This window comes from Maritimibacter dapengensis (assembly GCF_019218265.1).
GTDB lineage: Bacteria > Pseudomonadota > Alphaproteobacteria > Rhodobacterales > Rhodobacteraceae > Maritimibacter > Maritimibacter dapengensis.
Genome location: NZ_JAHUZE010000003.1, coordinates 141,801 through 154,525, shown reverse-complemented (window position 1 = coordinate 154,525; position 12,725 = coordinate 141,801). Strand labels below are relative to the sequence as shown.

Genomic DNA, 12,725 nt, shown 5'->3' with positions numbered 1-12,725 from the left:
ATTTGGCCATCAACGTTCCAGCACTTGTTTGAGGAAGTCGCCGTACGACGTCTTGGAGAACGTCTCTGCGTGCTCCTCCATCTGTGCGTGGTCGATCCAGCCTTGTGTGTAGGCGACTTCCTCCGGTGAGCCGATCTGAAGACCCTGACGATCCTGAAGGGTGCGGACGAAGTTGCCCGCGTCGAGCAGGCTGCCGTGCGTTCCGGTGTCGAGCCACGCGTACCCGCGCCCCATCTTCTCGACCGTCAGACGTCCTTCCTCGAGGTAGGTGTCGAGTAGCGACGTGATCTCGATCTCGCCGCGCGGGGAGGGTTTCAAGCCGCGGGCGCGGTTAGGTGCGTCGCCGTCGAGGAAATAAAGCCCCGTGACCGCGTAGTTCGACGCGGGTTTTTCAGGTTTTTCGACAATGGAAGTGGCCCGTTGTCCGCCCTCGTCGAAGCTGACCACGCCGTAGCGCTCCGGGTCGCGGACCTGGTAGCCGAAGACCGTGCCGCCAGCATCGGATGTGTCGGCTCTGGCGAGGATTTCAGGCAGTCCGTGTCCGAAGAATATGTTGTCGCCCAGCACCATCGCTGATGGCGCGCCGTCAAGGAAGTCCTCGGCAAGCAGGTAGGCCTGTGCGAGCCCGTCGGGGCTGGGTTGTTCGATCCAGGTAAAGGTCAGGCCCCATTTCGACCCGTCGCCCATCAGCCGTTGGAACTGACTTTGATCCTCGGGCGTGGTGATGACGGCGATTTCGCGGATACCGGCGAGCATGAGGACGCTCAGTGGGTAATAGACCATCGGTTTGTCGTAGAGCGGAAGAAGCTGTTTCGACACGCCCATGGTGATCGGGAACAGCCGCGATCCGGTGCCGCCAGCGAGTATGATGCCCTTGCGTTTCGTCATGCGTTCAACTCTTTGATTACGTCTTTCAGCCCGGCGCGCCAGTCAGGTCTTTCAATGCCGAAAGCTGCCTCCAGACTGCTGCAATCCATCCGCGAATTGAGAGGTCGTGCGGCAGGTGTCGGGTAGTCTGTTGTGGGGATTTCTTCGACCGCGACGGAAAGACCTGCTTCGTCGAAGATCGCTTTTGCAAAGCCCGCCCAGCTGGTGTCCGGCGCGCCGGAATAGTGGTAGGTGCCGTACAGGTCCGGTTTGGTGGCGATGGTGTCGAGGGCTCGGAGAGCAGTCGTGGCGATGTCAGCCGCGCCGGTCGGCCCGCCGATTTGGTCGGACACGATCCGAAGCGCATCGCGTTCGGCCCCGAGGCGGAGCATGGTTTTCACGAAGTTGCCGCCATGTGCCGAGAAAACCCATGACGTGCGCATGATCACGTGAGTTCCACCCGCTGCGCGCACTGCGTCTTCGCCGGCGCGTTTCGAACGTCCGTAAGCGCCGATAGGCGCAGTCTGGTCATCAGGGCGCCAAGGGTCCTGTCCTGATCCGTCGAAAACATAGTCGGTGGAGATGTGGACGAACGGGATGTCCAGTTCTGCACAGGCACGCGCCATGGCGCCGGGCGCCTCGCCGTTGATTACGGTCGCCAGAGGCTCTTCGTCTTCGGCCTTGTCTACGGCGGTGAAAGCGGCGGCGTTGATGACGCCTGTCGGCGCGTGGCGCTTGATTGCAGCAACGCAGGCCGCCGGGTTCGACAAGTCGGCGTCGTCACGTCCGAGAAATATTGCATCCGGGGCCAACCGAGCCAATTCGGTCGCGACCTGTCCGGTCTTTCCGAAGACGAGAAGGGTCATGCCGACACCCCCAGCCGTTCACCTACGCCTTGCCGCTCCTGAAGCGGTCGCCACCAGTCTTCGTTGGCAAGATACCAGTCCACCGTGCGCGCCAGCCCCTCTTCGAGCGTGACCGAGGGTTTCCAGCCCAATTCCTTGCCAATCCGGCTTGCGTCAATGGCATAACGGGCGTCGTGTCCGGGGCGATCCGTGACGAAACGGATCAGACGGTCGTGCGGTGCGTTTTCCGGGCAGCGCTCATCCAGGATCGCGCAGATGCGGGTTACGAGGTCGATGTTGGATGCCTCGTTATGCCCGCCGATGTTGTAGCTCCGGCCAACGACCCCGTCCCGAACAACGCGCAATAGCGCTTCGGCATGGTCCTCGACATACAGCCAGTCGCGTACGTTGGAGCCGTCGCCATAGACCGGAATATCGCGGCCGGCGAGCGCGTTCAGGATCACGACGGGGATCAGTTTCTCGGGAAAATGATATGGCCCGTAATTGTTGGAGCAGTTCGTCAGGATCACGGGCAGGCCGTAGGTTTCGCCCCAGGCCCGGACGAGGTGATCGCTCGACGCCTTTGAGGCTGAATAAGGCGAGCGGGGGTCGTATGGGCTATCTTCGGTGAAAAGTCCGGTAGGGCCGAGAGAACCGAAGACTTCGTCGGTGGAAATGTGGTGGAAACGAAACGTTTCGGGCTTCCCCTGCCCGGTCCAATACGTGCGGGCAGCCTCGAGCATGTTGTAGGTGCCGTTGACATTGGTTTCGATGAAAGCGCCAGGTCCGTCGATAGAGCGGTCGACATGGCTTTCTGCGGCGAGGTGCATGACGGCGTCGGGCCTGTGGTTTGCGAAGATTCGATCGAGCGCCTCGCGGTCGCGAATGTCTGCGTGTTCGAACGTGTAGCCGGCTGCCTTGGCCACGCTCGCTACGTTTTCGAGGCACGCGGCGTAGGTCAGAGCGTCGAGATTCACCACCTCATGCCCGCGTGCGACCGCCAATCTGACCACGGCGGACCCGATGAAACCGGCCCCGCCGGTTACGAGGAACTTCATGGGGCGTTCTCCTGAAATGGCGTCTGGAACGCGTCGAATGAAATCGCCTCGGCATCCTTGTCGCTCAGGACGGGGGTGCCTTCGAGAGGCCAGTCGATGCCGCAGCTATCCCACCGGACGGCGCCATCGCTTTCCGGCGCATAATAGTCAGAGCATTTGTAGATGATTTCGCAATCATCGGTCAGCGTTACGAACCCGTGCAGAAAGCCCTCGGGGATAAACAGCTGCCGGCCATTCTCGAAGCTCAGTTCGACACCGACCCATTCGCCGTATGTGGGTGACCCTTTGCGGATGTCGACGGCAACGTCGAAGAGTGCGCCGCGCCCGCAACGCACGAGCTTGGCCTGCGCATCGGGAGGCGACTGGTAGTGGAGGCCACGCAGGGTCCCTTTCTTCGCGGAGAGGGAATGGTTGTCCTGCACAAAATCGATATCCAGACCAGCCTCGCGCATACGCCCGCGATTCCAGCTTTCGGAAAAGAATCCCCGCGAGTCGCCGTGGCGCTGCGGAGTGATGATCAGCACGTCGGGCAGGTCAGTCTGCTCGATCTCCATTCAATGTTCTCCTCAAATCTTCGCCGCAACCGTCGAACGCTGCGACCCGTTCTGCAACCAAAAAGCTCAAATTAACCGCATCTTAACTGCTATGATCCAGATTCGCTGTGCAGCATTTCGCTTAATCGGTCCAAAGTCTGTTTCGTTTGAAACGACAATCAAGTATTCAAGTGTGCGACTCTGGAACCGGACACATGGGCAAACTTTTGCCTCATTCTTGCGCGATGTTCGAGATCTAGGGCCGAAATGGAGCGTGGACGGGACTATGCGCACATTGCGACAACAGCGTTTTCTCACGGGTCATGAAAAAAACATGACCGCTATGGTTGAAAACCATGCCTTTGGAGCGTGGACAATACATCCATTGGTTGTATTGTGTGCTAAGGCGAAGGTGTGAGGAGACCGAGAGCATGGTGATTGGTGTTTTGGCGTTAGCGATGATCTTTGGAGCCACGGCTGCAGTGATGTTCGCGGGCCAATCTATCGTGTTCGGAATTGTTCTATACTCCATTGTCGGTTCGGGAGCTGCGATCGTTCTCTTCACAGGGCTGTATTTCTGCAGAGCGATGGCCAACCGCTTGACGCGAAACGAACAGGCCGATCTGGAGCCGTTTGGCCATCGCGCGGGTTGAAGCTTCCTAAGTATCTAGCGACACAGCAATTCCACTATGGAGCAGAACGAGATACTCGATCTGCTGCAAACGCGATGAAAAGAGCGTCGCCTGTACCCACTACTCTTTGGGGTTCCGTTGCTCGGTGAAAACTGTGCAAGGCGTGTCCTGTTGATCAGAACAGGCTAACAAAAAGCATTTGCGCGAATACTTATCTTGACGCCGACATCGCAGTCGGCTGGGCTGATGGAATGGAAGGAAACGCCGCGCATTATAAGGGCCTGACGCGCATTTTGATCGGCACCTGAAAGCGGGTCTTGATGGCAACAAGCGTCGGGGTGGACTCAACATGGTTTCTGAACTTGTCTCAAGTCTCATGGTGGTGAGCCCGTACCCGAAGCATTTCCGCTGGTGTAATACGTCCGTTCCTTATGAAGAGCGCGGCATCAGGACTCTTGCAATCAAACACCTCGCGTAGGGTCAATTGCAATCGGGAGCGAAACGTGCGACGTGCATTGTACCGTCCGTTAATGATCAATCCATTATCGAAGGAAAGTGTGTGAAAGAAGTGCGTCCAAGAGTCTCGGTCCTGGTGGTTAGCTACAATACCCGCGACATGACGCTAGAGTGCCTCCGTTCAGTAACCGCGGAAACTACGGAAGCCTTCGAGATTATCGTGGTCGATAATTGTTCGGACGATGGTTCAGCGGAAGCAATCTCGGAACACTTTCCGGATGTTAAATTGTTGGCGGAAAAACAAAATCACGGATTTGCCAAGGGAAACAACATCGCGGCTTCAAAGGCGCGAGGCGACTATTTGTTGCTGCTGAATCCCGATACGATTGTTCTCGATGCGGCGATCGACAATTTGGTCAATTACGCGGATCGCCATCCTGAAGCGCGGATTTGGGGCGGACGTACATTATTCGCGGATGGGAGCTTAAATCCAACGTCCTGCTGGAGAGAAATAAGCCTTTGGACGATATTTTGCCGTACTTCCGGTCTCACAGGCGTCTTCCCAGAAAGCGACCTGTTCAACCCTGAAGCATACGGCGGTTGGATGAGAGACACTGAACGGCAGGTAGAGATCGTCTCGGGGTGCTTTTTCTTGATCCGGCGCGACGACTGGAATGCACTTGGTGGCTTCGATCTCACATTTTTTATGTATGCCGAGGAGGCAGATCTTTGCATGCGCGCGCGCCGCACCCTGGGAGCAACACCTCGGATTACTCCAGAGGCCACAATTGTACACTACGGTGGCGCATCTGAAACGGTACGGGCCGACCGCGTAGTCCGAGTCCTGAGAGCGAAGAGCGAATTGATGAAACGCCATTTCCCATACTTAAAAAGGAACCTCGCGATTTGGCTTCACAAAGTTTTTCCTTTGACGCGGTATCTTGTAGGTAGATTGCAAGTACGGGGAATACGTGGAGAAGCAGCTGACGTCTGGAAAGAGGTCTGGCAGCGACGCGGAGAGTGGTCAAATGGCTTCACTGAGCACTCGAGGTAGATGCCACGAAGCGCACGGTCCTCGTTGAACGCTTGGCTACCCATCTGTTCTTGCATAATTCCGCCCATCGCCTGACACTGGGTTGGACGAGTGGGATGTTCGGACATAGAAGGGCGCCTTCAGGCGGTGCTCCGTGTAGTAGCATCAGTCGATATCTGGGGGCAGGCGATTGGCGAAGAAAGAACCAACCAATGAGGCGGAAAATCCGTATCGCATCGCGTTACGGCGTTTGAAGCGTGCGTTCCTGATCGTGGGCTTTTTCAGCGCCGCGATCAACGTGCTCATGCTGACCGGACCGCTCTACATGTTGCAGGTTTACGACCGGGTCCTGTCGAGCGGGTCCGTTGCCACCCTGCAAGGGCTCTTTGTCATCGTGGTGATCCTTTACGGGTTTCTCGGTATCTATGAAGCGCTGCGCACGAAGCTCTTGTCCCGTGCGAGCTACCGCGTGGACCAGGCCGTAGGCGAGGCGGCGTTCGGGTTCTGGCTCAAGGCCGGGATGATCGAGAACCGTGAGAATTTCAATCCGGTCCGCGATCTCGATATGGTCCGGAACTTTCTGGCCAGTCCAGCAATCCTTGGATTGTTCGATCTCCCGTGGATCCCGATTTTCCTGACCGTCGTCTTCATTATTCATCCCTGGCTTGGCTGGCTGACCGTGTTCGGTGCGCTTGTCGTGCTGGTGGCTGCCGGGTTGAACCGGTTGATGTCACGTGGTCCCACGAAAGAGGCCATCCAGCGGGACAATGTGGAGCGATCGTTCGTCGAGCACACGCGGCGCAATGCCGAGCCCATCCTCGCGATGGGCATGATGGACAGCTTGACCGCGCGGTGGCGTGACATGCATCGGGCGACCTTGTCCCGCTATCAACAAGGCGGCGACAGGTCCGAGTTGTTCGCGGCGTTTTCCAAGGCCTTTCGCCTTCTTCTGCAATCCGCGCTTCTGACACTGGGGGCATTCCTCGCCCTGCGGCAGGAGATCTCCCCGGGCATGATCATCGCGACGTCGATCATTGCGGGTCGCGCCCTCGCCCCTGTCGACCAGGTGATCGGGCATTGGCGCACCATTGCACGAGCGATCGAGGCGCATACGAGGTTGAAGGGCGCGCTGGATCTGCTTCCGCCTGCGAAGAAGCGCGTGGACCTGCCGCGCCCGAACGGGCATCTGAAGGTGATCAACGTCACCAAGCTTGCGCCGCGCGGCACCGCGGTGAGTGACCGTCCGCGTATTCTCGAGCGGGTCAACTTCGAACTCGAGCCGGGTGACGGGCTTGCCGTGATGGGTAATTCCGCGGCAGGTAAATCAAGCCTTGCGCGTCTGCTCGCAGGCGTCTGGGAGCCGAGCCTCGGTGAGATAAGGCTCGATGGCGCGACGCTCGACCAATGGCACCCGCGCGAGCTGGGTAGCTACATCGGCTATCTGCCGCAACGGGTCGAAATGCTGCCGGGCACCATCGCCGAGAATATCGCTCGTTTCGATATCAGGGCCCAGGACAAGGATGTGATCGAAGCGGCCAAGGCGGCGAACATCCATGAAATGATCCTGAAGATGCCCGACGGGTATGCGACGCATGTCGGCACGTCCGAACAGCCCCTTTCAGGCGGTCAGATCCAACGTCTGGGTCTCGCACGTGCACTATATGGCAGGCCGCGGTTGTTGATCCTCGATGAACCGAACTCGAACCTCGACACTAAGGGGAGCGAGGCGCTCGACAATGCGATCCGTTCCTTGAGGGCGACCGGCACGACGGTGATCGTGATGGCTCACCGCGCGAGCGTCGTGCATGCAGTGAACAAGATCCTCATCCTCCACGAAGGCAAGCTCGCCCGGTTCGGCCCCAAGGAAGAGATTTTCCAACAGGCCATGCAGACCGTCCCGTCAGGATCCGAAGTCGATGACGAAGGCGACGTAGAACCCACGAAGAAGAGCGGCTGACAGCATGGCTAAGACGGAACAGATCGATAATACCGTGCGTACGGGATTGGCGGCGCCGGCGCGACTGGGAGCGCTTGTGAGCCTCATGCTCCTCGCCTCGGCATTCGCGTGGATGTGGTTCACCGAAATCACAAGCGCGGTGATCGCGCCGGGCCAAGTGGTCGTGCGCGGTCAGACGAAACAGGTCCAAACGCTCGACGGCGGTGTCGTGGACACGATCCTCGTGCGAGACGGCGATGTGGTTCGCAAGGGCGATGTGCTGATCCGTCTGGATCCGAGCCTGTTGCAGATCAATCTGGAAATGTACCGCAACCGGCTGGCCGAGCTCACGGCGCGCGAAGCACGGCTCAAAGCGGAATATCAGGGGATGTCCGAACCGGATTTCGAGGTCGACACGACATATCTGGACGGTATCGACATGGAGCCGCATTTCGCCGGACAACGCGAAGTGTTCCGTGCGCGGCAAGAGGTCCTCGACAGCCGGAAAGAGCGGCTCGCCGAACGTATTCGGCAATTCGGCAACCAAACCGAGGGTGTCGAAGCGTTGATTTCGGCCAAGGACGAACAGCGCGGCCTTATCGAACAGGAATTGGAGAACGTTCGTAGTCTGAATTCCCAGGGACTCGCACGTGAAAGCGAGATGCTGACGTTGCAACGCAATCAATCCGGTTTGCTGGGTGAGATCGCCGAAAGCCAGTCCGAGCTCGCGCGTATCCGCAATTCGATCCGCGACACCGAGCTGGAAATGCTGCAAGCCGACAGCGAGTTCAAGGAAGAGGTTGTCAGTGAACTGCGCGAAGTAACAGCGCAGCGTGAGGAAATGATCCTGCAGATCGTAACCGTTCGCAAGCAGCTCGAGCGGGTCGATATCCTCGCGCCCAACGATGGCATCATCCACCAGATGCAGGTGTCGACGGAAGGCGGGGTGGTCCCACCAGAAGGTACCGTGGCCGAGATCGTGCCGCTTTCCGATGGTGTCGAGTTCAAAGTGCGCGTCGATCCACGCTCGATTGACCAGGTGTTCGTCGGGCAGACGGCCCGAGTCGTGTTTCCTGCGTTCAACATGCGCACGACGCCGGAGTTGTTCGGCAAGGTTTCAGGTGTCGCGCCGGCTTCGGTCGAGGACCCGGAGACCGGAGAAACCTATTTCCCGATCGAGCTGAACCTTTCGGAGGCGCAACTCGCGCTTCTGGGTGAGGTCACGTTGATCCCGGGTATGCCTGTGGAAGCGTTCCTGCAGGCCGGGGAGCGGTCGGTCTTTGCCTACCTTGTCGAACCGATCATGCAGCAGATCGAGCGTGCTTTCCGGGAAAGCTGAGTTCGCGGCGGACGCGATCTGATGCCTTCGGTTTGGTTTCAGGATTGTGGTCGGGCTCCAACCAAACCCGACATCTGGTGTCCTATCTCGGCCGGCGTCGTGAAATTGTGGCTTTTCTGCAATGGCTTTCGCCGGATTGGTTGCAAAATGCCAAGTTCTTGTCCGAAAACCGATCTTATGTCATCCTTGCCTCAATAAAAGCAGTAAAAAACATACACCAGAAGGCCACAAAGATGGCCTCAGAGGCAGACGGGCAGTGACATGAAACGATTCAGGGTGCGCGGAGCGCACGCTCAGCGAATGGGTATGGTTGCGCTATTGGCGCTTGCGGCCTGTTCGACTGAAGAGCCTTACCACAAGCCGATTTTCGATTTTTCCAAAGGATATCGGTCTGCGCCGCATCATGGGCCACGGCACCAGTCGGACGTCCGCTGGTGGCAGGACTTCAAGGACCCCACGCTTAATACGCTTATGGTTCGATCACTGGAAGGCAACCTCGATCTCGCGCTTGCGCGCGAAAGGGTCATCGAGGCGCGCGCCAATGTCGACAGCGTATCGTCGCCGTTCAGCGCGACGCCTTCGGCATCGGCAACGGTTGAGAAGCAGCCCTTCGGTGGCGTTGTGTCGCGCGGAGATGCGTCGCTGAATTTTGGTTGGATCCTCGATCCGTATGGGCTTCGCCGTCAGCAACTCCTCGTGGCCGGCGCACAGCGCGAGGCGACCAAAGCGGAAGTGGATGCGGCGCGCCAGGTTCTGACGCTGAATGTGGCGAACGCCTATGTCGATCTGCGTTATTATCAGAAACTCATGGATCTGCGTCATCAACAATTGCGGTCGCGTCGCCGCGCGGTCGCATTGACAGAGACTCTTTTCCAGGGTGAAGCGGCGACGCGTCTGGACGTCGTCCGCACGGAAGCGCTTCTTGCAGAAACCGAAACGCAAATCCCGCCGGTCAGCGCATCGATCCTTGCCCGCAAGAACGAGATCGCCGTGCTAACCGGGCTTGCGCCCGATCGCCTGGATGTGAACCTTTCGGCGAATGCGAGCCAACCGCGCCCTACGAAAGCGCCGGATCTGGGGATTCCAGCGGATGTCCTGCGCAATCGTCCAGACATCCAGATCGCGGAACTCAATTACTACGCCGCCGTGGCCGAAATCGGCATCGCGCGCGCGGACCTTTATCCACAGCTCTCGCTGACCGGCCTCATCTCGCAGGTTCTGGTGGGGGGTGCTACGGGAACGCAACTCGTGTTCGGGCCCGCAGTGGACTTCCCGTCCTTGTTCAATGAAGCAGGGAAGGCGCGGGTCGCCGCCGCTCATTCGCGGGCGCGTCAGGCACACACGACGTGGAAAGCGACCGTGCTGTCGGCGATCGAGGAAGTCGATACGGCCTATGCGGCCTATCAGGGTAGTCTGCGTGCTGTTCAGGAAGCACAAAATTACGCAAGGCTACAGCGCGAAGCCCGCGATCTGACGTTGAACCTGGTCGAACGTGAGGGCGCAACCGTACGCGATCTCATCTCCGCCGAGGGGAGCGTGGCCGATGCAGACGTGATTCTGGCGGATTCCATGCGCCAATTGGGCCGAGACTTCGTCCAACTCAACGTCGCGCTGGGCGCCGGCAGCCAAGTCGGCCGCCCAACCGGTGACCCAATTCAGACACCGGAAGACCTCATTCAAAGCATGTCGAAAACTTAACAAGGAAAAAAGTCCCAACAAAACAAGGCGGATTTGCCCGCAGCGATTGTCAAGCCCCAAACCGAGCAATGGATGGAAACAATCCGTCCATTTTGGCGAAAAACCACTTACCTGCCAAAAGCTCGGCGTTTTTCTGCCCCGAATTAGGGAGAAGTTAAGGGGGGGCGGGCAATTGCGAAAAGGTCAAGTTAAGAGACCACAGGGCAAGAAACCAAAGAGGGACTTCCATGACTGTTTTCAATGTGAGCTCCGCGAGCGAGCTGACGGCTGCTTTGAACAATGCGAGCGGCGGAGATGAGATCCGGCTTGCGGGCGGGAGCTACGGTGACTTCTCGTTCTCCGACAAGAATTTCGGCTCGGAAGTGACAATCACCTCCCAAAGTGGGAGCGACCCTGCCGTTTTCAATACAGTTGACCTCCATGAAGTGAGCTATCTCACGCTGGACGATATTGTCGTAGATTTTACCCCGGACCGAAACACGACTGACCATTTCGGCGCATTGACCGTCAAAGATTCTTCCAACATCACCATCAGCAACTCCGTTTTTGATGGTGGCGTATCCGTAGACGAGGGTGAATATACCGCGCGTGGGATGTTCTTCTTCGACACGACGGACATCGTGATCACCAATAACGATGTTTATAATTTCCGCAGGGGTATTCACACCGTTTCGGTCGATACAGTCGAAATCAGCTACAACCATGTGCACGACAATCGCACCACGGTTGTCGGCGGCAGCGATGCGACCAACGTGACAATCGTTGGCAATCACCTCTCAAGTTCTCACCCTGTCGATTTCGGTGGAAGCGGCGATCACGGCGACTTCATCCATTTCTGGAACAAAAAATCCCAAGATGGTCCGAGCGAAAACTTCGTCATAGAAAACAACTTCATCGAGCAAGGCTCGGGAACGGCGCTTTTGGGCATCTTCCTCGAAGGGGGATACGGTGTCGGCTTCGAGGACGTAGTTATCAACAATAATGTCATCCACAATGGCAACGGCACTGGCATGCGGCTGACCAGCGTAGATGGCTTGGTAGTTTCCAACAATACCCTGATCGGCACGGATACTGAATCGCGGAACCTTCCGCGCATCCGTCTCGAAGACGATACCCAGAACGTGAAACTCATCGACAACGTGGTCTTCAGTGAAACAGTTGGCGAAGCAGTGGACGACGCGGCCGGAAGGAACATCTCGGAAACCGGCACGATTATCGTGCAACGCGACTCCCCGATGGAACCCAATTACATTGGAGACCTTTACCGAAATGGACTCGTCATGAATGGCGATCTGGAGGACTTCATTCCAAAGTCGGGGTCGATTGTGGATGGCGTTGGTGCTACGTTGACATCTGATCAAATCGCTGGCGGCAGCGACACAAGTTGGCAAGCCGACGAAGGCGATAGCACCGGATCGGAAACGGATTCCGGGAGCGATGACACTGGAGAAGACACGACGACGGACCAAGGTTCTGCGGGCGGTACGAATGGTGGTGAGGCCACCGACGAGGACGACGCGGGCTCCGATGGCGGCAGCGAGGAAGCTGGCGCGGGGTCCGAGACCGGATCCAACAACGGTTCTGAGACAGACACCGAAACCGATACTGGCGACGACCAAAGCGAGCAAGCTGATGAAGACGAATCGGATAGCGGCTCTGTCGGCGGCAGTCTTGAAGATGCCGAAACCTTCCTGAACCAGTTCGACGACTATGTGTTCGATATTGCTGCTGGCCTGAATGACAATCCGCAAGTCGACAGAGTAAAGGGTGACACACACGTCGCACTTGATGGCTCTGAATTGTGTGTCGTTTTTGACGGCGATGGTGACTCCCTCAAACTTGGCCGCATCGAGCAGTTCGAAGAATCCGAACAGATAGCGGTTTCTGTCGAGTTCACTCGGGACGAAGCAGATGGAAGTTTGCAGCGTCTGGTGTGGAACCACCAGAAGATTGGCATCGCCGTCAACGATGATGGCCTTCGTCTCCGAATTGGAGATGAGAGGATTTCTATCGACGACATTGGTTTGAACGATACCGAAACCCATCGTATCACTATGATTGTGGATCAAGAATCCGATCATCTTCAAGTACTTGTCGACGATGCCATTGTGCTTGATCAGACTGATACTGATTTGGACTTTGTCGGCAACGGCGGAAGAGAGTGGGGTTGGATGTTGGGCACCCCATGGAGCGCCGACGTGGATGGTGTTATCTCGGATTTCCGAATTGACGATGATATCGCATTCGTTGAAGAAGGCTCGTTCGCGGACGCGACCATGTTCGGCTAACATTGCTAGGAACTGAAGCATGCTTCAACAGGCGGTGCGA

Annotated in this window: 10 protein-coding genes; 6 read left to right on the top strand and 4 right to left on the bottom strand. The window is 57.7% G+C overall.

Annotated elements, in window-relative coordinates; translation table 11 throughout:
• Positions 1-9: 9 nt before the first annotated feature.
• Genes rfbA through rfbC form a run of 4 tightly spaced genes read right to left on the bottom strand, consistent with a single transcriptional unit; the run spans position 10 to position 3,324 of the window.
• The gene (rfbA, locus tag KJP28_RS12945; RefSeq protein ID WP_218393024.1) at positions 10-888 is read right to left on the bottom strand and encodes a glucose-1-phosphate thymidylyltransferase RfbA; all 879 of its coding nucleotides are present in this window, start codon (positions 886-888) and stop codon (positions 10-12) included.
• A complete protein-coding gene (gene rfbD, locus KJP28_RS12940) occupies positions 885-1,733 on the bottom strand; it encodes a dTDP-4-dehydrorhamnose reductase (protein ID WP_218393023.1) in 849 nt (282 codons plus the stop codon). Before rfbD ends, rfbA begins: the two co-directional genes overlap by 4 nt.
• A complete protein-coding gene (gene rfbB, locus KJP28_RS12935; protein ID WP_218393022.1) occupies positions 1,730-2,770 on the bottom strand; it encodes a dTDP-glucose 4,6-dehydratase in 1,041 nt (346 codons plus the stop codon). Before rfbB ends, rfbD begins: the two co-directional genes overlap by 4 nt.
• On the bottom strand, positions 2,767-3,324 hold the full coding sequence (gene rfbC, locus KJP28_RS12930; protein ID WP_218393021.1) for a dTDP-4-dehydrorhamnose 3,5-epimerase: 558 nt from the start codon (positions 3,322-3,324) through the stop codon (positions 2,767-2,769). The genes rfbB and rfbC overlap by 4 nt, the downstream gene beginning before the upstream one ends.
• 410 nt (positions 3,325-3,734) lie before the next feature.
• On the opposite strand from rfbC, the gene KJP28_RS12925 reads away from it, so the two are divergent.
• The 6 genes from KJP28_RS12925 (at position 3,735) to KJP28_RS12900 (ending at position 12,685) form a co-directional block, all read left to right on the top strand.
• Positions 3,735-3,956: a hypothetical protein gene (locus tag KJP28_RS12925; protein WP_218393020.1), complete on the top strand. Its 222-nt coding sequence runs from the start codon at positions 3,735-3,737 to the stop codon at positions 3,954-3,956.
• Positions 3,957-4,494: 538 nt separating this feature from the next.
• Entirely contained in the window at positions 4,495-5,445 is a 951-nt protein-coding gene (locus KJP28_RS12920; protein WP_336245338.1) for a glycosyltransferase family 2 protein, read from the top strand.
• A gap of 169 nt (positions 5,446-5,614) precedes the next feature.
• Entirely contained in the window at positions 5,615-7,381 is a 1,767-nt protein-coding gene (locus KJP28_RS12915) for a type I secretion system permease/ATPase (RefSeq protein WP_218393019.1), read from the top strand.
• Between the two features lie 4 nt (positions 7,382-7,385).
• Complete coding sequence (locus tag KJP28_RS12910; RefSeq protein WP_218393018.1) at positions 7,386-8,699, top strand: HlyD family type I secretion periplasmic adaptor subunit; 1,314 nt, start codon at positions 7,386-7,388, stop codon at positions 8,697-8,699.
• A gap of 261 nt (positions 8,700-8,960) precedes the next feature.
• Positions 8,961-10,397, top strand: a complete 1,437-nt coding sequence (locus KJP28_RS12905; RefSeq protein ID WP_218393017.1) for an efflux transporter outer membrane subunit — start codon at positions 8,961-8,963, stop codon at positions 10,395-10,397.
• Between the two features lie 227 nt (positions 10,398-10,624).
• Positions 10,625-12,685, top strand: coding sequence for a right-handed parallel beta-helix repeat-containing protein (locus tag KJP28_RS12900; protein WP_218393016.1), 2,061 nt, complete (start codon positions 10,625-10,627; stop codon positions 12,683-12,685).
• Positions 12,686-12,725 lie beyond the last annotated feature (40 nt).